This is a genomic window from Streptomyces sp. NPDC085900, from assembly GCF_044540925.1.
Classification (GTDB): Bacteria; Actinomycetota; Actinomycetes; order Streptomycetales; family Streptomycetaceae; genus Streptomyces; species Streptomyces gilvifuscus.
In genome coordinates this window covers 36,563-61,528 of record NZ_JBITSP010000001.1, presented here as the reverse complement: position 1 = coordinate 61,528, position 24,966 = coordinate 36,563, and the positions used below count along the sequence as shown (strand labels likewise).

Annotated in this window: 16 protein-coding genes; 8 read left to right on the top strand and 8 right to left on the bottom strand. The window is 72.0% G+C overall.

Going from position 1 to position 24,966, the window contains the following annotated elements; genetic code table 11:
- Nucleotides 1-4: 4 nt before the first annotated feature.
- From ACIGDI_RS00230 to ftsE, 3 genes are all read right to left on the bottom strand, one after another.
- On the bottom strand, nt 5-1,186 hold the full coding sequence (locus ACIGDI_RS00230) for a S41 family peptidase (protein ID WP_399888316.1): 1,182 nt from the start codon (nt 1,184-1,186) through the stop codon (nt 5-7).
- A 67-nt stretch (nt 1,187-1,253) separates the two neighbouring features.
- Nucleotides 1,254-2,171, bottom strand: coding sequence for a permease-like cell division protein FtsX (ftsX, locus tag ACIGDI_RS00225; RefSeq protein WP_200703127.1), 918 nt, complete (start codon nt 2,169-2,171; stop codon nt 1,254-1,256).
- A gap of 42 nt (nt 2,172-2,213) precedes the next feature.
- Entirely contained in the window at nt 2,214-2,903 is a 690-nt protein-coding gene (gene ftsE, locus ACIGDI_RS00220; protein ID WP_030943440.1) for a cell division ATP-binding protein FtsE, read from the bottom strand.
- Nucleotides 2,904-3,155: 252 nt separating this feature from the next.
- On the opposite strand from ftsE, the gene ACIGDI_RS00215 reads away from it, so the two are divergent.
- Entirely contained in the window at nt 3,156-3,347 is a 192-nt protein-coding gene (locus ACIGDI_RS00215; protein ID WP_058928376.1) for a hypothetical protein, read from the top strand.
- Between the two features lie 104 nt (nt 3,348-3,451).
- Here the strand turns inward: ACIGDI_RS00215 and ACIGDI_RS00210 are convergent, their stop codons facing one another.
- The 4 genes from ACIGDI_RS00210 to ACIGDI_RS00195 form a co-directional block, all read right to left on the bottom strand.
- A complete protein-coding gene (locus ACIGDI_RS00210; RefSeq protein WP_399888310.1) occupies nt 3,452-4,306 on the bottom strand; it encodes a hypothetical protein in 855 nt (284 codons plus the stop codon).
- Nucleotides 4,307-4,593: 287 nt separating this feature from the next.
- A complete protein-coding gene (gene prfB / locus ACIGDI_RS00205) occupies nt 4,594-5,700 on the bottom strand; it encodes a peptide chain release factor 2 (protein WP_200703129.1) in 1,107 nt (368 codons plus the stop codon).
- A 106-nt stretch (nt 5,701-5,806) separates the two neighbouring features.
- Nucleotides 5,807-7,045 (bottom strand): serine/threonine-protein kinase, encoded by a 1,239-nt coding sequence (locus ACIGDI_RS00200; RefSeq protein ID WP_399888306.1) that lies wholly within the window; start codon nt 7,043-7,045, stop codon nt 5,807-5,809.
- 119 nt (nt 7,046-7,164) lie between these two features.
- Nucleotides 7,165-8,820, bottom strand: a complete 1,656-nt coding sequence (locus tag ACIGDI_RS00195; protein WP_399888303.1) for a serine/threonine-protein kinase — start codon at nt 8,818-8,820, stop codon at nt 7,165-7,167.
- A 424-nt stretch (nt 8,821-9,244) separates the two neighbouring features.
- Between ACIGDI_RS00195 and ACIGDI_RS00190 the strand changes: the two genes are divergently transcribed.
- The 7 genes from ACIGDI_RS00190 to ACIGDI_RS00160 all read left to right on the top strand — a co-directional run bounded on the left by ACIGDI_RS00190 (nt 9,245) and on the right by ACIGDI_RS00160 (nt 23,641).
- The gene (locus ACIGDI_RS00190) at nt 9,245-12,925 is read left to right on the top strand and encodes an FHA domain-containing protein (RefSeq protein ID WP_399890429.1); all 3,681 of its coding nucleotides are present in this window, start codon (nt 9,245-9,247) and stop codon (nt 12,923-12,925) included.
- A gap of 161 nt (nt 12,926-13,086) precedes the next feature.
- Entirely contained in the window at nt 13,087-14,466 is a 1,380-nt protein-coding gene (locus tag ACIGDI_RS00185; protein WP_399888301.1) for an ABC transporter substrate-binding protein, read from the top strand.
- 10 nt (nt 14,467-14,476) lie between these two features.
- Complete coding sequence (locus tag ACIGDI_RS00180; RefSeq protein ID WP_399888298.1) at nt 14,477-15,829, top strand: carbohydrate ABC transporter permease; 1,353 nt, start codon at nt 14,477-14,479, stop codon at nt 15,827-15,829.
- Nucleotides 15,826-16,707 carry a carbohydrate ABC transporter permease gene (locus tag ACIGDI_RS00175; protein WP_399888296.1) on the top strand — a complete coding sequence of 294 codons (882 nt, stop codon included), beginning with the start codon at nt 15,826-15,828 and terminating at the stop codon, nt 16,705-16,707. Before ACIGDI_RS00180 ends, ACIGDI_RS00175 begins: the two co-directional genes overlap by 4 nt.
- A 137-nt stretch (nt 16,708-16,844) precedes the next feature.
- Nucleotides 16,845-19,046 (top strand): CDP-glycerol glycerophosphotransferase family protein, encoded by a 2,202-nt coding sequence (locus tag ACIGDI_RS00170; RefSeq protein WP_399888293.1) that lies wholly within the window; start codon nt 16,845-16,847, stop codon nt 19,044-19,046.
- A 151-nt stretch (nt 19,047-19,197) separates the two neighbouring features.
- Complete coding sequence (locus ACIGDI_RS00165; protein ID WP_399888290.1) at nt 19,198-21,399, top strand: bifunctional glycosyltransferase family 2 protein/CDP-glycerol:glycerophosphate glycerophosphotransferase; 2,202 nt, start codon at nt 19,198-19,200, stop codon at nt 21,397-21,399.
- Nucleotide 21,400: 1 nt separating this feature from the next.
- Nucleotides 21,401-23,641 carry a CDP-glycerol glycerophosphotransferase family protein gene (locus ACIGDI_RS00160; protein WP_399888287.1) on the top strand — a complete coding sequence of 747 codons (2,241 nt, stop codon included), beginning with the start codon at nt 21,401-21,403 and terminating at the stop codon, nt 23,639-23,641.
- Here ACIGDI_RS00160 and ACIGDI_RS00155 read toward each other — a convergent pair.
- Nucleotides 23,629-24,933, bottom strand: a complete 1,305-nt coding sequence (locus tag ACIGDI_RS00155) for a hypothetical protein (RefSeq protein WP_399888284.1) — start codon at nt 24,931-24,933, stop codon at nt 23,629-23,631. The genes ACIGDI_RS00160 and ACIGDI_RS00155 overlap by 13 nt on opposite strands.
- Between the last annotated feature and the right edge of the window lie 33 nt (nt 24,934-24,966).

Here is a 24,966-nt window from a genome sequence, read left to right as displayed (position 1 = left end):
GTCCTTAATCCGCGTCGCCGAGGCCGCTGAGCACGGTCTCCGCCCGCTCGACGGCGCGCGGCCCGTCCGCCTGGTCCACTTCCAGGTCGGGGGTGATGCCGTGGTCGTCGACGCTGCGCCCGGAGGGGGTGCGGTAGTGGCCGACGGTCAGTTCGGCGACGGAGCCGCCGGGGAGCCTGCTCGGCATCTGGACCGAGCCCTTGCCGAAGGTGCGGGAGCCCACGACGACCGCCCGGCCGCGGTCCTGCAGGGCCCCGGTGAGCATCTCGGCCGCGCTCATCGTGCCGCCGTCGACGAGCGCCACCAGGGGTCTGGTGGTGTCGCCGCCGGCGTCGGCGTGCAGGACGCGCTGCTCGCCGTCGACGTCGTAGGTGGCGACGAGGCCGCCGTCGAGGAAGGCGGAGGCGGTGGTGACGGCCTCGGTGACCAGGCCGCCGGAGTTGCCGCGCAGGTCGAGGATGATGCCGGTGTCGGCGGCGGCCCGGCGCACCGCGGTGCGCACGGCGTCGCCGGAGCCCTTGGTGAACGCGGCGATCTTGATGACGGTGATGCCGCCGGGGAGCTTCTGGACGGTGACCGAGTCGGTGGACAGTCGGGCCCGCCGCAGCGTCTGCGTCCACGCGCGCGTGCCCCGCTCCAGGCCGAGCCGGACCGCCGTGCCGGCGGGGGCGTCGGTGGCGTCGCCGCGCAGTAAGGAGACGACCTCGGTGACGGGCTGCCCGTCGACGTCCCGGCCGTCGATGCTGCGCAGCCGGTCGCCCTTGTGGATCCCGGCGTCGGCCGCGGGGGATCCGGAGGCGACCTTGGTGACCTCGATCCGGCCGTCGCGTTCGCGCCGCGCCCACAGGCCGACGCCGGTGTACTGGCCGTCGAGGGCTTCCTGGAACTCCTCGTACTCGCCCTGGGAGTAGACGGCGCCCCAGCGGTCCCCGCTGCGGCTGACGGCGCGCTCGGCGGCCTCCATGGGGGACTTGCCGTCGGCGAGGGCCTCCTCGGCCGCCCTGGTGACGTCCTCGTGGTGCCCGGCCGGAACGGCCGAACGGGCCTGCCCGGCAGCGGATTTCCGGTCGAGGTCCGGGAAGGAGCCGGTCGCCGCGCCGGCGACGAGGACGCCGGTGAACAGCAATGTCAGGGCGGCCCCGCGGCGGCCGCGGCGGGGCTGGCAGAACAGGTCACGACCTGACATGCCGGTGAGTCTAGGACAACGAGAAGGGCCGTACGGCGTCTTGCCCGTACGGCCCTCTTGGCATGCGTCACACCTTCAGGTACTTGCGCAGCGCGAAGAACGCCGCCAGCGCGGGCATCAGCAGACTCGTCGCGAGGATCAGCGGCAGCTTGGTCAGCACGGCGTCCCAGCCGATGAAGTTGATCAGGTTCAGCTTGTGGGACAGGTCGAGGCCGTGGTCGATGATGAAGTACCGGGCGATCACCAGGAAGCCGCAGGCGACCGTTCCACCGATGAGCCCGGCGACCGCCGCCTCCATGATGAACGGCGCCTGGATGTAGAAGCCCGAGGCACCGACCAGGCGCATGATCCCGGTCTCGCGCCGTCGGCTGAACGCGGACACCCGCACGGTGTTGACGATCAGCATCAGCGCGACGACGAGCATCAGCGCCATGATCGCCCGCGCGGCCCAGTTCATGCCGTTGAGCAGCCCGAAGAGGTTGTCGAGGATGCCCTTCTGGTCCTGCACGGACTGCACGCCGTCCCGCCCGTCGAAGGCGGTCGCGATGACCTGGTACTTCTGCGGGTCCTTCAGCTTGATCCGGTACGACTCCTGCATCTGGTCCGGCGTGAGGGAGCTGGCCAGCGGGGAATCGCCGAACTGCTGCTTGTAGTGCTTGTAGGCGTCGTCCTGCGACTCGTAGGTCACCTTCTGGACGACGTCCATCTTGTCCAGGTCGGCGAGGATCGACTTCTTCTGGTCCTCGGTGACCGCGCCCTTGGCGCAGTTGGGGTCCGACTCCGCGTCGCTCTTGTTGCAGAGGAAGATCGAGACGTTGACCTTGTCGTACCAGTAGCCCTTCATGGTGTTGACCTGGTCGCTCATCAGGAGCGACCCACCGAAGAGCGCCAGGGACAGGGCGACGGAGACGACGACGGCGAACGTCATCGTCAGGTTGCGGCGGAGACCGACACCGATCTCGGACAGTACGAACTGGGCGCGCATGGCGTGTTGTTCAGGCCTTTCCGTGGACAGTCGTCAGGTGCGTCAGTGCTGGTAGCCGTAGACGCCGCGGGCCTGGTCGCGGACGAGGCGGCCCTTCTCCAGCTCGATGACGCGCTTGCGCATCTGGTCCACGATGTTCTGGTCGTGCGTGGCCATGACCACCGTCGTACCGGTGCGGTTGATCCGGTCGAGCAGCTTCATGATGCCGACGGAGGTCTGCGGGTCGAGGTTGCCGGTGGGCTCGTCGGCGATGAGCAGCTTGGGCCGGTTGACGAAGGCGCGCGCGATGGCCACGCGCTGCTGCTCACCACCGGACAGCTCGCCGGGCATCCGGTCCTCCTTGCCGCCGAGCCCGACGAGGTCGAGCACCTGCGGCACGGACTTGCGGATCTCGCCCTTCGACTTGCCGATGACCTCCTGCGCGAAGGCGACGTTCTCCGCCACCGTCTTGTTCGGCAGGAGCCGGAAGTCCTGGAACACCGTCCCCAACTGGCGCCGCATCTGCGGCACCTTCCAGTTGGAGAGGCGCGCGAGGTCCTTGCCCAGGACGTGCACCTGACCGTGGCTGCACCGCTCCTCGCGGAGGATCAGCCGCAGGAAGGTGGACTTACCGGAGCCGGAGGACCCCACGAGGAACACGAACTCGCCCTTCTCCACTTCCAGGGACACATCCCTGAGTGCGGGGCGGGTCTGCTTGGGGTAGACCTTGGAGACGTTGTCGAATCGGATCACGGATGCACCACGGGTAGCCGGGGGTAGATGAGCGTGACCATACGCGAGTCCGGTGTGCAACCGCAGGCGCAGGCGTGGGTTGGGTACCGGATGCGTCTTTTGTGCCCCGAAGGCGACGAGACGAACAGCACGCACCCCATTGAGAGCGACCCCCGCGCACCCTTCCGAGGAACCTGGCACAGTAGAGGAGGGAACGTTCGTCGACCTCCGAGCGTTCTTCCGGTGAAACCATTGGTCTAGGAGGGCGAGCGCATGACGTACGACCGGCTGGTGTGCGCTAACTGCGCGGCGCCCGTGAGCGAGGGCCGGTGCCCCGTGTGCCGCGCGAACCGCGAGCGGCTGCAGCAGGAGAACTTTTTCGCGGGTCTGAACCCCATGGCGCTGATCGCGCTGCTTGCGGTGCTCATCGCCACCGTCGCGCTGCTGGCCCACCAGACCGCGTAACGGCCGTACAAGGGCGCCAGGACGCCCGAAGGGCCCGGAGCGAGGCACGCTCCGGGCCCTTCGTCGTACGTCGTCGCACACGGTGTGCGTACGGACGGCTACCGTCAGGCGGCCGCACCGCCACGGCCGCCCACGAGGCGCGGCAGCAGGCGGAAGCCGATGCCACCGGCGATCATCGTGGCCGCGCCGACCAGCAGGAACGCGGTCTGGCCGGCACCGGTCTCGGCGAGCTGTCCACCGCTGCCCTGGGCCGAGGTGTTGGTCGAGCTGCCGGTGTCGGTGAGGGCCGAGGAGCCCTCCTCCTGGGTGGAGTCGTTGGAGCCGCCGTTGGGGTCGGTGTCGTTGCCGCCCGTCGAGCTGCTGCTGCCGCCACCGGTCGAGCCGGAGTCACCGGAGCCACCCGAGTTGCCGGAGCCGCCGGAGTTGCCGCTGCCACCCGAGTTGCCGGAGCCGCCCGAGTTGCCCGAGCCACCGTTGTCACCGGAGCCGCCGGAGTTGCCGCTGCCGCCGTTGTCGCCGGAGCCGCCGTTGTCACCGCCGCCGGAGTTGTCGCCGCCGCCGGAGTTGTCGCCGCCGGTCGAGTCGCCGCCGCCGATGACGCCGCCGATGGACACGGTGCCGCCGCCGTCGGTGGAACCACCATCGGTGGTGCCGCCGTCGGTCGTGGTGCCGCCGTCCGTCGTCGAGCCGCCGTCCGTGGTGCCGCCGTCGGTCGTGGCGCCGCCATCGGTCGTCGAGCCGCCGTCGGTGGAACCGCCGTCGGTGGAACCACCGATCACGCCGACGGTGGCACCGCCGTCGCTGGTGCCGCCGTCGGTGGAGCCGCCGTCGGTGCCGACGTTGACGCCGACACCGATGTCCAGGGCGGAAGCGGCGCCTGCGGCGGTCAGCGAGGCACCCGCGGCGATCACGGCGCCCGCGGCTATCCGCGCGACGCGGATCCGCGTCTTCTTCGTCATATGTGTGCTACCCCCAGTAGCTGATCGTCAGTAGGGCGGCGCTCGGGGCCGTGATCGACGGAGACAGCTACGAAGCCCCCCGGTTCACATGCGCCCCAGAGATACGCATGCCACGCTTTACCCTTCCGATTTTTCAAAGCAACGTCAAGGCCGTTGCGTGCGCAATGTCCACTTGCGTCTCGTTTACAGCGACTTGGAACCTGTGAGTGTGATGTAAAACCCAGACAAACGACCAACTGCCGCCACAGGGGCGGCAGTTACCAAGTCGACAAATGCACTCGGGGAGGTTACTTCTCCTGCTGCTTGCGCCAGCGAATTCCGGCCTCCAGGAACCCGTCGATCTCGCCGTTGAACACGGCCTCCGGGTTGCCGACCTCGAACTCGGTGCGCAGGTCCTTGACCATCTGGTACGGGTGCAGGACGTACGAACGCATCTGGTTGCCCCAGGAGTTGCCGCCGTCGCCCTTGAGGGCGTCCATCTTGGCCTGCTCCTCCTGCCGGCGCCGCTCGAGCAGCTTGGCCTGGAGGACGTTCATCGCGGTGGCCTTGTTCTGGATCTGCGACCGCTCGTTCTGGCAGGAGACCACGATGCCGGTGGGCAGGTGGGTGATGCGCACCGCGGAGTCGGTGGTGTTGACGCCCTGGCCGCCGGGGCCGGAGGAACGGTAGACGTCGATGCGCAGTTCGGACTCGTCGATGTCGACGTGGTCGGACTGCTCGACGACGGGAAGGACCTCGACACCCGCGAAGGAGGTCTGGCGGCGGCCCTGGTTGTCGAAGGGCGAGATGCGCACGAGGCGGTGGGTGCCCTGCTCGACGGAGAGGGTGCCGTAGGCGTACGGCACGTGCACCGCGAAGGTGGTCGACTTGATGCCGGCCTCTTCCGCGTACGACGTCTCGATGAGCTCGGTCTTGTAGCCCTTGCCCTCCGCCCAGCGCAGGTACATCCGCTGGAGCTTCTCGGCGAAGTCGGCGGCGTCCACGCCACCCGCCTCGGCGCGGATGTTGACCAGCGCCTCCCGGGAGTCGTACTCACCGCTCAGCAGCGTCCGGACCTCCATCTCGTCCAGCGCCTTCTTGACGGCGGTGAGCTCGGACTCGGCCTCGGCACGGGTGTCCGGGTCGTCCTCCTCCTCGGCCATCTCGAAGAGCACGGCGAGATCGTCGATCCGCCCGCGCAGCGCCTCGGCCTTGCGGACCTCTGCCTGCAGGTGGCTCAGCTTGCTGGTGATCTTCTGCGCCTCGTCCGGGTTGTCCCACAGGGACGGCGCGGCCGCCTGCTCCTCGAGCACGGCGATGTCTGCCCTCAGCTTGTCGAGGTCCAGAACGGCCTCGATCGACTCCATGGTCGAGGAGAGGGACTTGAGCTCTTCGGATACATCGACGACTGCCACGCCCTCCAGCCTAACGGCTCCGCCGACGGACCGACGCCGGGTGACCGCGCCCCCCCCCAGGGCACCCGGCTCCGGTGCGGGCCACGCCGAACACCGGACCTCTACGTCACGGAGACGCCGGTGCCGAGTGCTTCGGGTCCTGCGGTGCCGCGCCCGCCCCGTCCCCCGAGGTCGCCCACCACGTCCCGACCCCGACCGCCGCGACCAGCGCCACCGCACCGGCCCCGAGCGCGATCCGCCTGCGTCGCGTCACCGCACGGTGCCGTGCCGATCCCGGCCTCGGCGCCCCGGCCGCCCGCGGCACCCGGGCCGTACCCCGGGCCCCGCCCGCCAGCTCGTCCGGCCCCGGCACCCGCATCGACGTGTGGGTGTCGCGGTTGGAGTCGGCCGGCTTCGCGCCCGGCACCAGGGGCACTGCCCCCCGTCGGCGCGCCGGCTCCCCGGCGCGCACCGCGGCCGGCGCCTCCTCGGTCTCCTCCGCGGGCTCCACGTCCGGCTCGTCGACGTCCAGGGGCGGCATCCCGGCGATCAGCGGCAGCAGCTCGCGCAGCCGCGCCCCCAGCTCGGAGGCCCGCAGCCGGGAGGCCGGTGCCTTGGCCAGACACTGGACGATCAGCTGCCACAGCTCGTCGGGGATGCCCGGCAGCGGGGCCACCGTCTCCGTGACATGGCGGCGCAGCACCGCGCCGGGGTGTCCGCCGCCGAACGGGGTGAAGCCCGCGAGCAGCTCGTAGAGGACGGTCGCGAGGGCGTAGATGTCGACCGCGGCCCGTGGCGGCAGACCCTCCACGATCTCCGGGGCCAGGTAGTCCGGCGTCCCGATGATCTTCGTGGCACGGGTCCGGCGGGGCGTGTCGATCAGCTTGGCGACACCGAAGTCGGTCAGCAGGGCCGGGTGCGCGCCGCCCGGGCCCAGCGGGCCCTGCATGTCGAGGAGGACGTTCTCCGGCTTGACGTCGCGGTGCACGACGCCCGCGGCGTGGGCGGCCGCCAGCCCGTCCGCGACGTCGGCGACGATCGCGACCGCGGCCTCGGGGGCGAGCCGCCGATCGCGGTCCAGGCGGGTGCGCAGATCGGTGCCGCGGACCAGGTCCATGACCAGCGCGAGGTCGTTGCCGTCCACGACCAGGTCGCGGACGGAGACGATGTTCGGGTGCTCGAGGCCGAGCAGCGCCGTGCGCTCCTGCACGAAGCGTCCGACGAGTTCCTGGTCGGAGGCGAGATCCTCGCGCAGCAACTTGATGGCGACGGGCCCTTCCGGCCCCTCGCCCAGCCACACCGTGCCGGCGCTGCCCCGCCCCAGGATCTGGTTCGCGGTGTACCGGCTGCCGATCTTCCGTCCCAAGACTGCTCCTACCGACGCGTGTTAGTCGCTAAAACTACGCGTCCGAGGAGCCAACCTTCACCGCGGAGACGGAAATCACCCGCCAGCTGTCGACAAATCCCCAAACTCGCGGACGGTGGTCAGTTGCTGCTGCCGGACTTGCTGTTCAGGTCGCCGATCCAGCCGCTGACGTTGTCGTACCAGTGCTTGAGCTCGGAGAAGTAGCCCCGGCCCGTGCCGATCCAGTCCTGCAGCGGGGTGAGCTCCCAGACCAGCCATCCGGCGACGAACAGGATGACGATCATGAACAGGCAGCCCTTGAGGCAGCCGAGCCCGGGGATCTTCATCCGGTTGGGGCTGGGCTGGCGGGGCTGCCGGGGCTCACGGACGGGCCGCTGCGGCTCCGGCGCGGGCGCGTACCGCTGGGGCTGCTGGTGCTGCGGGGCGTACTGCTGGGGCTGCTGCTGCGGATAGCCGTAACCCTGCTGCCCGCGCTGCGGCGGCCGCTGCTGCTGTTGGGGGCGGGGCTGCTGCTGCGGCCGGGCCACCTGGCGTTGCGGGCGCCGGCGCAGCGGATCCTCGTTCGGGTCGAGGTACTGCACCTGCGTCTGCTCGTTGCGGTCGCGGGCGGCGCGCAGCTGGCTCTGCCAGGGGTGTGGCTGCTCGGGCTGCTGCTGCCCCGGCTGCCCCTGGCCCACCGGCGGCATGACCGCGGTCGGGTCTGCGGCCGACGTGTTGGGCAGTACGGCGGTGGGGTCCGCGGCGCCGACGGGGCCCGGGCGGCCGGTGGTCGGCATGACGTTCGTCGCGGCGTTCGGGTCGAAGCCGACCGCGGTGTGCGGGAGGACCTGCGTGGGGTCGGCGGAGCCGGGGACCGCGGCCGGGGCCGGGTCGGGGGCCAGCAGGGCGGCGACGTTCTCCGCGGCGGCGATCTGCGCGGAGTTGGCGTGCACGCCGATGCCCTCGGCGACCACGCGCAGGGCGCGGGCGAGGTTCTCGGCGCTGGGCCGTTCCTCCGGGTTCTTGCGCAGGCAGCGCTCGATGACCGTCCACAGGGGGTCGGGCACCGTGGACGGGCGGCGCGGCTCGGCGCTGAGGTGCTGGTGGAGGACTTCGAGGGCGGAACCGCCGTTGAACGGCGGACGGCCGGTGACCAGCTCGTACAGCAGGATTCCGGCGCCGTAGACGTCGACCGCGGAGGTCTGCGGGCGGCCCTCGGCGGATTCCGGCGCCACGTACGCGGGCGTGCCGACGAACTCGTGGGTGCGGGTCAGCCCCGGGGAGTCGGCCAGACGGGCGATGCCGAAGTCCGTGAGCATCGGGTGCATCCGGTCGCCGTACCGGGCGAGCAGGACGTTGGCCGGCTTCAGGTCGCGGTGGACGACGCCGTCGGCGTGGCTGGCGGCGAGCGCGTCGGCGATCTGTGCGGTGAGCAGGGCGGCGCCGACGGGGCTGAAGGGGCCGTTCTCCCGCAGGTAGCGGTGCAGGTCGGGGCCCTCGACGAGGTCCATGACGAGCGCCAGCAGATCACCCTCCACGACCAGGTCGCGGACCCGGACGATGTTCGGGTGGGTCAGGCGCAGCAGGACGGAACGCTCTCTGAGGAACCGCATGACGATGTCGGCGTCGCTCGCGAGCTCCTCCTTGAGGACCTTGATCGCGACCGTCTCGCCGGGCTGACCGGGCACGGCCGCCTCGGCCCCCGCGGTCTCTCGCTGGCGGGCTCGCCAGACGGTGCCCGTGGCGCCGCGTCCGAGCGGCTCCTCGAGCAGGTATTTGCTGCCTACCGGCCGCACGTCATGCGCTCCCTGCTTGCTTGCCTGTGTTCCGGTCCACTGTAGTGCCGCCGCGCCCGGCGGCATCCTGTCCGCTTGCCCGGCTTGCGCCGCGCGTCGTCGTGTGCGCGGTTCTGTGCGCCGTCTGTGCCTCTTACGTTCCGGTTCCCGTCCGTGTTCGAAGGAAAGACGCTCGGTTCGAAGGAAAGACGCTCGCTCCGGTCGGCCGGTTGCCCGCGACCTGACGTGACCGATCTCAACTGATCGCCGACGCGCCGACGGTCAGGCACTTTTAGGGGCAGAGCTGACCAATCAAGATCACTTGGGACCGGGGCATGGGCGTGTTGTCAGTGGCAGGTGCGAGGATGCCTCCAGTACTGGCCGACGTGCTCGTGTGGGGTGGGGGGATTCCGCGCCGCCCGCGCAGAAGGGACCGCTGACGGCGATGCAGATCCGGCTGACCGTCGTAGACCCGCTGGGCCCGCCCGACAAGGCGCGGGGCCGCGCAGCGAGCCGCGACGTGCTGGTCACGGCACCCGCCGGCACGGCCCTGGCCGCGGTGGCGTCGGCACTGGCCTCGGCGGTCTCCGGTGACGCCGGCACGGCCTCCGGAAGCGGCGCGGTCGTGCTGTACGCGGACGCGCAGCGGCTGGACGACCAGCGGTGCACGCTGGGCGAGCCCCCGCTCATCGACGGCGCCGTGCTGTCCCTGGGCGCCCCCGCCGAGCCGGAAGCGCACCCCGAGCTCGACGACGCCCCGACCCAGCTGCACGTCGTCTCGGGCCCGGACGCGGGCGGCGTCCACCTCCTGCACGGCGGCGAGATCCGCATCGGCCGCTCCGCCGACGCCGACGTCCCGCTCGACGACCCGGACGTCTCCCGCCTGCACTGCGCGGTGACGGTCGCCGCCGACGGCCGTGTCTCGGTCGCCGACCTCGACTCCACGAACGGCACCACCCTGGACGGCACCCGCCTGACCACCCGCCCGGTCCGCTTCACCCCGGGCGCACTGCTGCGCATCGGCGAGTCGGCCCTGCGCCTGTCACCGGCCGGCGGGCCGGGCGCACGGGTGCCGACGGTCGCCGACGGTGAGGGCTGCGTGCGAGTCCCTGCCGGGGGCGAGGCGGCGGGAGCACGGCCCGACGCGGGTGCGGACGGACACGTGTCGGTTCGGTCCGCGGGCGCGGACGGGCCGACCGCCGTTCCCCACGCGCGCGTGGCCGACGGCGAGGACACCGTCTCCGGTTCCCGGGGGACGCCGCACACCCCGGGACGCGCCTCCGCCGAACCGCCGGTCGTGCCGGGGCAGGGCCGAGCACCGCGGATCGAGAGCCGGGGCGACGGAGCGGGCGACACACACGCGGGACGGTCCGGCGCGCCGGCGTGGAACCCGTCCGGCACCGAGCCGGTCGCGCACGCCCCGACGCCCGACGAGGAACCCTCCGGTGCGCGCACCCGAGGAGCCGCCGACGAGGAGACCACGGTCCCCGGCCCCGGAACCGGCCGCCGCAAGGGCACGCCCCTGCGCGGCACGGACGTTCCCCAGGGTGTGCGCAGGCGCGGCGGGCTGTCCTCGTGGGCGCGGAAGCTGACCGGCGGACGCGCGGAGCAGAGCACGTCGACGCCCGCGGCGTACGGCGACTCCCCCGCCCCGGCCGCCGCGCCCGCCCCGTACTCCGGTACGCAGATGCCGGAGACCTGGCCGGACCCCGCCGCCCTGCTGCTGACCGCGCTCGGACCGGGCCCACGGCTCTGGGAGCGCGGCCCAGGGCATCCGGAGGCGCTCACGGTACGGCTCGGCACGGCGGACCGGCCGGCGCCCGACGGCTCCGGTCTGCTGCCCGCGGTGCCGGTGACGGCGAATCTGCGCGAGGTCGGCGCGCTGGGCCTGGCCGGTCCGCGCGCGCGGCTGTCCGGACTGGCCCGCGCGGCCATCGCCCAGCTCGCCGCCCTGCACTCGCCCGAGACCCTGGAAATCGTGCTGATCAGCGCGGATCGCTCCCGCCCGGTGGAAGAGCGCACGGCGGAGTGGTCCTGGCTCGGCTGGCTCCCCCACCTGCGCCCCGCCCACGCCCAGGACTGCCGCCTCCTGCTGGCCTACGACCGCGAACAGGCGACGGCTCGCACGGAGGAACTGCTGCGCCGCCTGGAGGACCAGCAGACGGAGGCCACAAGCGGGACAGCGACTCGCACACCCCGCCTCGCGCCCGCCTTCACGTCCGCCGAGCACGGCACCTCTCCGGGAGCGGACGGCTCGGCAGCGACGTACCCGACCGACGGGGCTCGCACGGCACGCCCGGCCGGTGACGACCGCCGCCCCCCGGCGCGCGGCGCTCTCCACCGGCCCTCCTGGGCCCGGGACGACGACGGCGTTGACGGACCGGAGGGCTTCGCGGGGCCGTACACGGTGGTCGTCGTGGACGGCGACCCCGGCGGCGCCGACGTACGTGAGGCCGTGGCGCGGCTGGCGGTGGAGGGACCGGACGCCGGCATCCATGTCGTGTGCCTCGCCGAGACGGCCCCCGCGTCGCCCGCCTCGCCGCTGACGGAGACGTACGAGGCGGCGTGCGAGGCGGCGCCGACCTTCCGGGAGTGCGGCGCGGTCGCGCTGCTGAGCGGCGACGTGGCGACGGCGCTGCGGCTGATGCGGGTGGCGCGGGCCGGCACGGCGCCCGGAAACCCCACCGACACCTCAGGATCCACCCGGCCCGGCGCCGACGTCCGCCCTCCCGCCACCGGCACCAGCACCCGAAGCGCCCCCGCGCACGCGTCCACCGCGCCCAACCCCTCCCCCCAGAGCGCCACTTCCGCCGTCCACCCACCGCACGCCGGCCTCATAGCCCCCGGCACGGTCGCGGCCGTGGACGCCGTCTCGTCGGCCTGGGCCGAGCGGTTCGCGCGGGCGCTGGCGCCGCTGCGGCCCGACGGCTCCGGCGTCGACCGGCAGCCGCGGGTGTCCGTGCCGCTGCCCCAGACGGCGCGGCTGCTGGACGAGTTGGGTCTGGCCAGAGCCACTCCTGCGTCGCTGATGGCGCGCTGGGCGGACGCGGCGGACGACCCCGAGTCGCTCGGCGGCCGGGCCTGGGCCGTGCTCGGCACAGGGCCCCGCGGCCCGGTCAGCGCGGACCTCGCCGCCGACGGACCGCACCTGCTGATCGAGGGCCCGGCGGGCAGCGGCCGTACGGAGCTGCTGCGGGCCGTGGTCGCCTCGCTGGCCGCGGCCGAGCGCCCCGACCGGCTCGGCATCGTCCTGGTGGACGGCCGGGACGGCGTCGGCGCCGCGGCGGGCGCTCACGGCGAGGGCCTGCGCGTGTGCACGGACGTTCCGCACGTCACGACCCACCTGACCGCCAACGACCCCGTACGCATGCGGGAGTTCGCCCAGTCGCTGAGCGCCGAACTGAAGCGCAGGGCGGAGTTGCTGGGCCGCTCCGACTTCGCCGAGTGGCACACGGGCCGTGAGCTGTCGGGCCGGATGGTGTCCCAGCGGACCACGGCGGTACGCGGCGCCCCGGCCTCCGGTACGAACGGCGCCGGCGACCTGGACAGCCCGCCCAGTTCGACGATGCGGTTGCGTCCGGGGGCGTCCCGCCGGCGCACGGAGGCGGCGCCGCCGCTGCCCCGACTCGTGGTGGTCGTCGACGACTTGGACGCGCTGGTCTCCCCGGCGCTCGGCTCCCCCGGCCGCCCGGCGGCGGGCTCGGTCGTGCGGGCGCTGGAGGCGGTGGCCCGCGAGGGCTCGCGCCTCGGCGTCCACCTGGTCGCCGCGACGGGCCCGGGCGGCCGTACGGCCGAGACGGAACCGGCACGGCTGGCGACGATCCGAGTAACCCTGGAACCCCCGGGTTCCGGCCCGGAGGAGCCGTCCCCGGGCCGCGGACGCCTGACCGTGGCGGACGGCCGGACGACTCCGTTCCAAGGCGGCCGCGTCACGGGCCGCATCCCGAGAACGGCCACCCTGCGCCCCACGGTCGTCCCGCTGGACTGGCAGCGCATGGGCGACCCGCCGGCCCGCCGGCCCGTACGCGAACTGGGCAACGGACCGACGGACCTGGCTCTCCTGGCCAGCGCGCTGGAGCGGGCGGCACGCGAGGTCTCGGCATCGGAGGTGCCGTCACTGCTGTAGCCGACGGTTCGCTTCCGCTCGGAGCCGACACCTAGTCACGACGTGGTCACGATCCCTGGGTTGACACGGGACGCACACTTGCCGACCCCAGGCCTCAGGCGTAGACCAGATCACACGGGACAGCGCTCGACGTTCGACGAGAACCGAAGAACGGGGCAGTGATGCGCAGCACGAGCAGCAAGAACCGGAAACTCAGGGCCGCCAAACCGGCGGCCGCTCTCCTCGCGACCGCTCTCACGCTCGCGTTGGCGGGCTGTGGCGGCGGCGGCAACGACAACAAGAGCGGCGGCGGGGGCAGTTCGGAGAGCAGCAGTGGCCTCAAGCTCCCCAAGCTCAACGGCCAGACCCTGGAGGTCGCCGCCGTCTGGACCGGCGCGGAGCAGGCCAACTTCATGAAGGTCATGGACGAGTTCAAGAAGCGCACCGGCGCGAAAATCAACTTCGTCCCGACCGGCAACAACACCTCCACCTTCCTCGGTACCAAGATCCAGGGCGGCAAGCCGCCGGACGTCGCGTTCCTTCCCCAGGTGGGCGTGCTGCACCAGTTCGCGGACAAGGGCTGGCTCAAGCCGCTCGGCGCGGACGCCAAGGCCCAGTTGACGAAGAACTTCTCCAAGGGCTGGGTGGACCTGGGCGCCTCGAAGGGCACCCAGTACGGCGTCTACGCCAAGGCCGCCAACAAGTCCCTGGTCTGGTACAACACCCAGGCCTTCGACTCGGCCGGCATCAAGGACACCCCGAAGAGCTGGAAGGACTTCCTGACCACCGCGCAGACGCTGTCCGACGCCGGGTCCCCGGCCGTCTCGATCGGCGGCGCGGACGGCTGGACGCTGACCGACTGGTTCGAGAACGTCTATCTGTCGCAGGCCGGCCCGGACAAGTACGACCAGTTGGCCGCGCACAAGATCAAGTGGACGGACCCGTCCGTCAAGCAGGCCCTGACCACGCTCGCCCAACTCTGGGGCAAGAATGACCTGATCGCGGGCGGCACCAAGGGCGCGCTGAACACGGAGTTCCCGAAGTCGGTCACCCAGACCTTCTCCGGCTCCACCCCGGCGGGCATGGTCTTCGAGGGCGACTTCGTGGCCGCCAACATCAACGGCGACACGAAGGCGAAGCTGGGCACGGACGCCAAGGTCTTCCCGTTCCCGGCGGTCGGCAGCCAGGCCCCGGTGGTCAGCGGCGGCGACGTCGCCGTGGCGCTGAAGGGCGGCACCGGCGCCCAGGCGCTGCTGACGTTCCTGGCCTCGACGGACGCGGCGGAGATCTGGGCGGCGCAGGGCGGCATCCTGTCGCCCAACAAGGAGATGGACATGTCCAAGTACAAGGACGCCATCACCAAGCAGATCGCCCAGCAACTGCTCGCGGCCGGCGACAACTTCCGCTTCGACATGTCCGACCAGGCCCCGGCGGCCTTCGGCGGCACGGCGGGCACCGGCGAGTGGAAGGACCTGCAGGACTTCCTGCGCAACCCGAAGGACGTCGCCGGCGCCCAGCAGAAGCTGGAGGCCGACGCGGCCAAGGCGTACGGCTCGGGCTGACGGTCCGGCGATGACGTCAGTGGCGAACGCGACGGAGGGCGCCGGCGCACTGCCGACGCCCTCCGCCCAACCGCGCAAGGGTGTCACGGGCACACGGCTGTGGGTGGCGGGGCTGTTCCTGCTGCCCGCGTTCGTGCTGCTCGGGGCGCTCGTGGTCTACCCCATCGGGTACTCGGTCTGGCGCAGCCTCTACGACGCCGACGGGTCGGGCTTCGTCGGACTGAAGAACTACGGCGACATCTTCTCCGACGACGCCACGCTGACCGCCGTGCGCAACACGGCGATCTGGGTGGCGGTCGCGCCCGCGGTCGTCACCGCGCTCGGTCTGATCTTCGCGGTGCTGACCGAACGGGTGCGCTTCGGTACGGCGTTCAAGCTGATCGTCTTCATGCCGATGGCGATCTCGATGCTGGCGGCCGGGATCATCTTCCGTCTGGTCTACGAGCAGGACCCGAACCTGGGCGCCGCCAACGCGGTCGCCAAATCCATCCACGACACCTTCGTGTCGTCGTCCGTCTACCCCAACGCCCGCCCGAACGCGACCGTCAGCGACCTCAAGCCGTCCGGCGGCGGGTCGTTCACCAGCACGGGCACCGTCCACGCGGGCACCCCCGCCCTGCTCCCCCTGGTCGGCATCGCCCCCACCAAGCTGCCCGGCACCCCCGAGAACGCGAGGACGCCGTCCGGGTCCGGTATCACCGGCACCGTCTGGCTGGACTTCAAGCTCGGCGGCGGCGGGACGAAGGGCAAGGTCGACCCCGGTGAGAAGGCGCTGAAGGGCGTGAAGGTGGAGGCCGTCAAGGGCGGCAAGGTGGTCGCCTCCGCCAAGAGCGGCGCGGACGGCACCTTCACCCTCCCGGCGAAGGCCGAGGGGGCGCAGCTACGGCTGCCCGCCTCGAACTTCTCGGCGCCGTACAACGGCATCGACTGGCTCGGCCCGACCCTCGTCACCCCGGCCATCATCGGCTCGTATGTGTGGATGTGGGCGGGCTTCGCGATGGTGCTGATCGCGGCGGGCCTGGCGGGCGTGGACCGCAATCTGATCGAGGCCGCGCGGGTCGACGGCGCCAACGAGTGGCAGGTGTTCCGGCGGATCACCGTGCCCCTGCTCGCGCCGGTCCTGGTCGTCGTCCTCATCACGCTGATGATCAACGTGATGAAGATCTTCGACCTGGTCTACATCATCGCCCCGCAGCCCAGTCAGGACGACGCCAACGTCCTCGCCCTGCAGTTGTTCCTGTCGTCGTTCGGCGGTGGCGGCAACGAGGGCGTCGGCAGCGCGATCGGCGTGATCCTGCTGCTGCTCGTCCTGCCCGTGATGATCGTGAACATCCGGCGACTGCGAAGGGAGCGGCAGCGGTGACGACGCTCGACACGACCGTGCGCGCCAAGCGCTCCCTCGCCGCCAGGGTGGCGAGCGGCGCGGGCGGCGGCGCCCTGCGCGTCTTCCTCGTCCTGGTGGCGGTGTTCTGGCTGGTGCCGACCTTCGGCCTGCTGGTGTCCTCCTTCCGCGACCCGACCGACATCGCCACCTCGGGCTGGTGGAAGGTGTTCAGCGCGCCGGGTCAGCTGACGGCCAAGAGCTACAAGTCGCTCCTGGAGAACGACGCGATCACACACTCGCTGTTCAACACCATCTGGATCACGGTCCCGGCGACCCTGCTGGTGGTGTTCTTCGGCGCGATGGCCGGATACGCCTTCGCCTGGATGGACTTCAAGGGCCGCGACTGGTGGTTCCTGGTCGTGGTGGCGCTGCTCGTCGTCCCCGTCCAGGTGGCGCTGATCCCGCTCGCCGACCTCTTCGGCAAGATCGGGATCTTCGGCGACATCATCGGCGTGGTCCTCTTCCACGTCGGATTCGGCCTGCCGTTCGCCATCTTCCTGCTCAGGAACTTCTTCGCGGAGATCCCCCGCGAACTGCTGGAGGCGGCACGGCTGGACGGCGCCGGCGAGACCCGGCTGTTCCTGACGGTCGTCCTTCCGCTGGGCGCGCCGGCGATCGCCTCGCTGGGCATCTTCCAGTTCCTGTGGGTGTGGAACGACATGCTGGTCGCGCTGGTCTTCTCCGACTCGCAGTCGCAGCCGCTGACGGTCGCACTGCAGCAGCAGGTACGGCAGTTCGGCAACAACATCGACGTACTCGCGCCCGGCGCGTTCATCTCGATGGTGATCCCGCTGGTCGTGTTCTTCGCGTTCCAGCGGCAGTTCGTGTCCGGCGTGATGGCGGGCGCGGTCAAGTAGCCGCCGCGCCAAGCCCCCAGAGGGGGACACCCGTTCGCCCGGTGTCCCCCTTATGCCGTACGAAACCGTAACCAAGTCACTCCATCGGCCGTTCCCGGGCAAGGCCCCGTCGTCCGCGCCGACCCCATGGATGTGCCTTGCCCAGGTTCAGTGTCATCGTCCCCGCGTACAAGGTCCAGGCGTACCTGAGCGAATGCCTGGACTCGGTGCTGACGCAGTCGTGTCCCGACCTGGAGCTGATCGCGGTCGACGACTGCTCGCCCGACGGATCGGGCGCGATCATCGACGAGTTCGCGTCCCGCGACCCGCGCGTGCGCCCCCTGCACCTGCCCGAGAACCGGGGCCTGGGCGGCGCCCGCAACGCCGGCATGGAGCAGGCGAAGGGCGACTACCTGGTGTTCCTGGACGGCGACGACACCCTCACCCCGCACGCCCTGCGCGCGATCGCCGACCGCCTGAAGGAGACCGGCGAGCCGGAGGTCCTGGTCTACGACTACGCGCGCACCTACTGGTCGGGGGAGACCGTCCGCAACGTGGTCTCCGTCCAGCTGACCGAGCAGGGCCCGAAGCCCTTCCGTCTGGAGGACCGCCCGGGTCTGCTGCACCTGCTGATGGTGGCCTGGAACAAGGCCTACCGGCGGGAGTTCGTGGAGCGCGAGGGCTTCGCCTTCCCGCCCGGCTACTACGAGGACACCCCGTGGACGTTCCCGGTCCTGATGGCCGCCGAGTCGATCACCACCCTGGACCGGGTCTGCGTCCACTACCGCCAGCGCCGCCAGGGCAACATCCTCTCCACCACCAGCCGTAAGCACTTCGACGTCTTCGAGCAGTACGACCGGGTCTTCGCGTACGTCGACCAGCGGCCCGAACTGGCGCGCTGGCGGGCGGTGTTGTTCCGCCGCATGGTCGACCACCTGACGAAGATCCTCGCCCGCCGCGATCGCCTCCCGCGCGGGTCGCGCGCCGAGTTCCTGCGCAGGGCCCGCGTCCACTACCGCCGTTACCGGGTCCCCGGCTCGCCCGTCCCGTTCAGCGCCAGGCTGCGCCACGCCCTGATCCGCTGGGGCCTGCACCGCACGTACCGGGCCTTGCAGTCGGCGGCGGCCGCCCGCCGCCGTACGCTCAAGCTGACCGTCAAGCTGGTCCGCGCCCTCCGGGCAGGCGCCCTGCGCCTGCACTACCGCGTGCAGCTCCGGCTCCCCCTGCGTGCCGACCGCGCCGTCTTCGCCTCCTGCGAGGGCGGGAGGAACGGCGGCAACCCGGGCGCCCTGGCGGAGGCGTTCCGCACCTTCGCCCCGCACATCCGCACGGCCTGGCCGGCCCGGCCCGACACGGCCGGCTACTGGACGGCCCTGGCCCGCTCCAAGTACCTGGTCAGCGACACCGACTTCGAACCCCGCCTGCTCAAGCGCCCCGGACAGGTGCTGATCCAGACCCAACAGGGCACGCCTCTGGGGCACATGGGACTGGACCTCCAGGAACGCCCGGCCGCCGCACGGGACATGGACTTCGAGCGGCTGCTCAGGGGCGTGGACCAGTGGGACTACGTGCTGTCGGCCAACCGCCACTCCACCCTCGTCTGGGAACGCGTCCACCCGGGCACGTACACCACCCTCGAATACGGCCTGCCCCGCAACGACCGCTTCCAGAAGGCCACGTCCGCCGATGTCGCCCGGGTCCGCCAGTCGCTCGGCATCCCCGACGACGCGGTCGCGCTCCTGTACACGCCCGCCCGCCGCGACTACCGCCGCACCCAGCACTCCCCCCTCGACCTGGAGCGCGTCCTGCGCCGCCTGGGGCCCCGCTACGTCATCCTGGCCCGCCCGCACGGCCCCGTGCCGCAGGACGCCCGGATCATCGACGTCACCGGCCATCCGAGCGTCGAGGAACTCGCCCTCGCCTCGGACGCGTTGATCACCGACTACGCGCCCCTGATGTTCGACTACGCCAACCTCGACCGCCCGATCGTCATCCACGCCCACGACTGGGAGGCGTACGACGCGGCCCGCGGCACCTACTTCGACCTGCGCGCCTTCCCGCCGGGCGCGGTCGCCCGCAGCGAGGACGAGCTGATCGACATCTTCGCCACCGGCCACTGGTGCGGCTCCCGCTCCACCCAGCTGCGCACCGCGTTCCGCGAGCGCTTCTGCCCGTACGACGACGGGCGCGCCGGCGAACGGGTGGTGCGGCACGTGGTGCTGGGCGAACGGGGACTGCCGCCGGTCGTCCCGCCGGCCGACCGCCACCCCGTCCCATCGGCCGCCGCGACCCTCACGCGCTCCCCGCAGGCCACCGTGCCGCAACCCACCGGCCCCCTGACCGTCACCGACAGCCTCTGAACACCGTTCTCACTCCGGGGAGTTCGCATGCCCTCCAGCCCGTCGCGGCCCACGCCGAGCCGCCCGTCCACCTGGCGTCCCGCGGGGCGGCCCGGCCGCCTCGGCTGAGGCCCGCCCGCGGCTCCCGCCGACTCTCGAGAGAAAGAGCAGAATGCCCCGCTTCAGCATCATCGTCCCGTCCCATGGGGTGGCGGGCCGGCTGTCCCAGGCGCTGGACTCCGTCCTCGCGCAGTCCTACGGCGACTTCGAGCTGATCCCGGTCTGCGACGGTCCCGACGCGCCCGCCGCGGACGTCGCCGCCGGGTACGCCGAGCGGGACACCCGCGTGGCCCCCGTGCACTCGCCCCCGTCGGCAGGCCTCGCCGGGGCGCGCAACACCGGTACGCGGGCGGCGACGGGCACGTATCTGCTGTTCTTCGACGGCGACGACGTCCTGGTGCCGGGCGCGCTGGCGGCACTGGACGCCCGCCTCGCGGAGACGGGCGACGTCGACGTGCTGTACGCCGAGCACGAGCGCGTCCCCTGGTGGGAGGGCGAGCCGACCAACCCGGCCGCCCTGCTGCTGCCGAAGACCCCCGAGGGCGCCTTCGCCCCCGACCAGGTCCCCCGGCTGACCGGCGTACAGCTCCCGGCGTGGAGCGCGGCCTACCGTCGCGCCTTCCTCACCGACCACCGGATCGGCTTCCCCGACGGGCACTTCACGGACGTCGGCTTCGGCGGTCTGGTCGCGCTGCGGGCGGAGAAGGCGGCGGTGCTGCGCGAGGTCGTCGTACGGCATCTGGTGCGGCGGCAGGGCAGCCGGCTGAGCCTGCCCGGTGAGCACCAGCTCCAGCTGCTCGACCAGGTCGAGCTGGTCCTCACCCACGCCGCCAAACTCGGCGTGCACGACGAGCGATCGACGCCCCTCTTCGACCACCTCTTCGGCGCCGTCCTGAAGACGGCCGCCCACCCCAGGCGCCTGACGACCGGGCGCCGCGCCTTCTTCCGCCGGGCGAGCAGGCTGTACCGGCGGCACCGCCCGGCCGGTTTCCGCACCCCGGCCGGCAGCCTCGGCGTCCAGCACCGGCTCCTCGCGAGCGGTGCCTACACGGCCTTCCGTGCCCTGCGCGGCGCCAACCAGTCGGCCGTGCGCGTCCTGGAGGTCCTGCCACGCCCCCAGGGCCTGCGCACCCGGCTGCGCTACCGCCGTGCCCTGCTCCGCCCCATCGATCCCAACCTGGCCGTGTACTGTGCCTATTGGGGCCGCGGCTACGCCTGCAACCCGGCCGCGATCCACGCCAAGGCCCGCGAACTGGCCCCGCACATCCGCTCGGTGTTCCTGGTCGAGCCGGACCAGGCGCACACCGTGCCGAAGGACATCGAGTACGCGGTGATCGGCAGCGCGAAGTACTGGGACGTGCTGGCCCGCGCCAAGTACCTGGTCAACAACGCCAACTTCGCCGACGCCGTCGTCAAGCGCGAGGGCAGCGTGCACCTGTCCACCCAGCACGGCACCCCGCTGAAGAAGATGGGCGTCGACCAGGCCACGTACCCCGTGGTGGCCGCGGCGACCGGCAGTTTCGCCAAGCTGCTGGCCCGCGTCGACCGCTGGGACTACAACCTCACCTCCAACCGCCACTCGACCGAGATGTGGGAGCGGGCCTTCCCGGCCGCGCACGAGACGCTCGAGTACGGCTATCCGCGCAACGACGTCTACTACGCGGCGACGGCCGACGACGTCGCCCGTGTCCGGCGGGAGCTGGGCGTCCCGGAGGGCAAGACGGCCGTCCTGTACGCGCCCACGCACCGCGACTACCACACCGGTTTCGAGACCGGGCTGGACCTGGAGGCCTTCTGTGAGGAGGCCGGCGAGGACGTCGTCGTCCTGCTGCGCGCCCACTACTTCTACGACCAGGGCAGGGCGCGGAACACCGGCCGGATCATCGACGTCACCGCGCACCGCTCCGCCGAGGACGTGTGCCTGGCCGCGGACGCCCTGATCACCGACTACTCGTCGATCATGTTCGACTACGCCAACCTCGACCGGCCCATGGTCGTGTACGTCGACGACTGGGACGTCTACCGGGAGACCCGGGGTGTCTACTTCGACCTGATGGAGCTGCCGCCGGGTCCGGTGGCCCGCACGCCCGAGGAGCTGGCGCGGGTCTTCCGTGACGGCTCCTGGGCGGGCCCGGAGTCCAGGGCCGCGCGGACCGCGTTCCGGGAGCGGTTCTGCCAGTTCGACGACGGGCGCGCGAGCGAGCGGGTCGTACGCCGGGTGCTGCTGGGCGAACCACCGGAAGCGATCCCGCCGGTGATCCCCCTCGCCGAGCGCCTGCCCGCCCCCGCCGCGACTACCCTCGCAAGGAGCTGACGTGCCCCGCTTCAGCATCATCGTCCCCGTCTTCAAGGTGCAGGGCTACCTGCGCGAGTGCCTCGACTCCGTGCTCACGCAGTCGTACCCGGACTTCGAGGTGGTCGCCGTCGACGACCGCTCGCCCGACGGCTGCGGCGCGATCCTCGACGAGTACGCGGAGCGCGACGAACGGGTGCGCGTGCTGCACCTGCAGGAGAACGTCGGCCTCGGCCGCGCCCGCAACGCGGGCCTGGAGCAGGCGCGCGGCGACTACGTCCTCTTCCTCGACAGCGACGACTTCTACACGCCGGGCCTGCTGGCCGCCGTCGCCGACCGGCTGAAGTCGGCCGAGGACCCGGACATCCTGGTCTTCGACCACGTACGCACCCACTGGTGGGGCCGGGGCGGGCCGAGCGACGCCTCCGCGCTGCTGGCCGCGGCCGGGCAGGACGTCTTCAGCCTCCGCGAGAGCCCGCAGTACGTCCACCTGTTCCTGGTCGCCTGGAACAAGGCCTACCGCCGGGACTTCTTCCAGGAGCACGGGCTGCGGTACGCGCCGGGCCTCTACGAGGACGCCCCGGTCACCTACCGGTCGATGGTGCTCGCCGAGCGCATCGCCTGCCTGAACCGGATCGGCGTCGAGTACCGCCAGCGCCGGCAGGGTGCGATCACCAAGACGCCGGGGCGCAAGCACTTCGACATCTTCGCGCAGTACGAGGGGCTGTTCGCGTTCCTGGAGGAGCGCGAGGACCTCGCCTGGGCTCGTCCGCTGCTGTTCGAGCGGGCCATGGACCACATGTTGTACGTCATCGCCCGCGAGGACCGGGTGACCCCCTCCGACCGGGCCGCCTTCCACCGCGAGATCCGTGCCTTCCACCGCCGCCACTGCCCCGAGGACTTCACCCCGCCCGAGGGTCCGCGCGGCACCGAGATGCGGCTGCTGGCGAGCACGCCCTACGCCTCGTACGCGGCCCTGCGCGGGGCGCGCGGGGTGCGCAGGCTCGCCGGGGCGGGCAAGCGGCGGGTGGCGGCCAAGGTGTCGGCGTCGGCGCAGAGCGCCTGGTTCGCGGCCCAGTCGCGGCTGCCGCTGGATCCGCATCTCGTCGTCTACTCCTCCACGCACCACGCGGGTGTCTCGGGCGACCCGGCCGCGATCCACGCCAAGGCCCGCGAGATCGCGCCGCAGCTGCGCGGGGTGTGGGTGGTGCGCGAGGAGTCGGTGGCCGACGTGCCGCCCGGCATCGACTTCGTGACGCCCGGCTCCCGGCGCTACCACGCGGTCATGGCGCGGGCGAAATACTGGGTGAACAACGTCAACTGGCCCGGCAGCCTGGTCAAGCGGCCCGGCCAGGTGCACGTCCAGACCCATCAGGGCACCCCGCTCAAGTACATGGGCGCCGACCTGCTCGGCAAGCCCGGCGCCCGGCACGGCTTCAGCGTGCCGAAGATGCTGCACCGCGCCGACCGCTGGGACCTGAGCCTGGTCGCCAACCGGCACTCGGAGCTGGTGTGGGAGCGGGCCTACCCGTGCCATTTCACGTCACTGCGGACGGGCAGCCCGCGCAACGACGTCCTCGTCGGCGCCCCGGCGGACCGCGGCGCGGCCGTCCGCGCCCGCCTCGGCATCCCCGCCGGCGACACGGTCGTGCTGTACGCGCCGACCCGCCGGGAGTACCGCCGGGGCGGGCACGTCGACCGGATCGACCTGGCCCGGTTCGCCGCGGACCTGGGCCCCGGCCACACCCTCGTCGTACGCCTGCACCCCTCGCTCGCCTCCGGTACGGCGCGCGGGCTCGGGCTGGCCGATCTGCACGGGCGCGGCGTGCTGGTCGACGCGACGGACGAACCGCACGTCGAGGAGCTGCTGCTCGCCTCCGACGTGCTTGTCACCGACTACTCGGCCCTGATGTTCGACTACGCCAACCTCGACCGGCCGATCGTCGTCCACGCCGACGACTGGGGCGCGTACGCGGCGAGCCGGGGCGCCTACTTCGACATCACCGCCGAGGCGCCGGGCCATGTGTCGCGCTCCTACCGGGAGTTGGCCTGGCTGTTCGCCTCGGGCACCTGGCGTGACGAGGAGTCGGCGGGGCTGCGGGCCGCGTTCCGGGAGCGGTTCTGCGAGTTCGACGACGGGCGGGCCGCCGAGCGGGTCGTACGGCAGGTGCTGCTGGGCGAGTCGGCGGGCGACGGCGAGGGGGCGGCCGTGAGCATTCCCCGGGCGGCCGACGGCTCGGCCCGGCTGCCTCAGTACAGCTGACCTTCGGGCGCCGCGAGCCGGCGTTCCGCGCGAGGGGGGAGGACCGCGGTGTCCTGCCCCTTTCGCGCGCGGCGCCCGGCGTGGCTCTCGATCAGCAGCGGGATGCCGCACACGGGCAGCAGGCTCGCCATGACCAACAGCCGTGGCCCCATGGCCGTTTCGGGGTGCCCGGCCTGGTTGGCGAACCCGGCGACGGCGACGCCGACGACCAGCAGGGCGAACGGGCGGTGGTACCGCAGGGCTCCCCAGGCCCCGGCCGCGAGCAGCAGCAGGTTCAGGGGCTGTACCAGCGCGCCGCGCAGCCACTCCCGCCAGAAAGCGAGGCTCAGGCGGAGGAACTGGTGCAGGAGATGCGGGGGCACGGGCCTGCTGTAGTGGACGGCCAGGAGTTCCTGGAGGCTGGCCCGGGTGCCGGGCAGCGCGCATACGGCGATCACGAGCTGAAGCGCCACGGTGAACAGGCCCGTGACCGCGAGGAGCGTCCCTTCGGGCCGCGGGAGTTCCCGCGTTCGGCCCCATCGCACGCACAGGTACAGCGCGAGCACGCCGGCGATTCCGGCGACGGCGAGCAGGGTCTGCGCGTATTTCACGCAGGCGGCCGCGGCGAACGCGGCGACGGAGATCGCCGTACCCGACCTGATGCGGCCTTCGAGTACGCGGACGCAGCCGAGGATTCCGGCGAGGAGAAGGCACAGCAGCAGTCCCTCGCACATGGGCTGCATGGATTCCGTGCCGGTCGGCAGCGCGTAGTAGAGCACCTGCCCGAGCAGGGCGAGGGGGGCGGAGACGCCCAGGCGGCGCAGGATCAGCACCACGAAGCCGCTCCCGAGGACGGTCACCGCGATTTCGGCCGCCCACAGCCCGCGGACCAGGCCGAACGCGCGCACGAAGGGGATGGTGAAGGCCGGGTATCCGGGCCTGGTCGCGAAGATCTCGGAGACGCGCGGGTCGCTGAACAGCGCCCGGTAACCGGTGATGTCCGTGCGCCGGGCGGCGCCCGCGATGATGCGTTCCCCGCGTGCGAGGCAGTCCCGGTAGGCGGAGTCCCCGCCGTCGTGATTCCGGTACGTCGCGAGGTCCGCGCTCGCGTGCCGGGCGGCGGCCACGCGCGCGCTGTCGCAGAAGTACTCCAGCGCACGCCGGGAGGCCTCTTCCCGGCCGACCCCCTGCAACATGTACGCGTGCGCCACGTACTGGCGGGTGTCCATACGGGCGCGCCCCTGGATCTCGGCCGACTGGGCGGCGGCGAAAACCAGGGCGATGAGGGAGAACCAGAAGGGAAGCCGCCACATACTGAACTGGCCTATCACGCGAGATCGCGCGAT

Excerpts from the sequence above, each read along its gene's own strand:
- ACIGDI_RS00215 (WP_058928376.1), top strand. The coding sequence starts at position 3,156 with ATGACGTACGACCGGCTGGTGTGCGCTAACTGCGCGGCGCCCGTGAGC.
- ACIGDI_RS00180 (WP_399888298.1), top strand. The coding sequence starts at position 14,477 with ATGACGTCAGTGGCGAACGCGACGGAGGGCGCCGGCGCACTGCCGACG.
- ACIGDI_RS00185 (WP_399888301.1), top strand. The coding sequence starts at position 13,087 with ATGCGCAGCACGAGCAGCAAGAACCGGAAACTCAGGGCCGCCAAACCG.
- ftsX (WP_200703127.1), bottom strand. The coding sequence starts at position 2,171 with ATGCGCGCCCAGTTCGTACTGTCCGAGATCGGTGTCGGTCTCCGCCGC.
- ACIGDI_RS00210 (WP_399888310.1), bottom strand. The coding sequence starts at position 4,306 with ATGACGAAGAAGACGCGGATCCGCGTCGCGCGGATAGCCGCGGGCGCC.
- ACIGDI_RS00230 (WP_399888316.1), bottom strand. The coding sequence starts at position 1,186 with ATGTCAGGTCGTGACCTGTTCTGCCAGCCCCGCCGCGGCCGCCGCGGG.
- ACIGDI_RS00165 (WP_399888290.1), top strand. The coding sequence starts at position 19,198 with ATGCCCCGCTTCAGCATCATCGTCCCGTCCCATGGGGTGGCGGGCCGG.
- ACIGDI_RS00190 (WP_399890429.1), top strand. The coding sequence starts at position 9,245 with ATGCAGATCCGGCTGACCGTCGTAGACCCGCTGGGCCCGCCCGACAAG.
- ACIGDI_RS00155 (WP_399888284.1), bottom strand. The coding sequence starts at position 24,933 with ATGTGGCGGCTTCCCTTCTGGTTCTCCCTCATCGCCCTGGTTTTCGCC.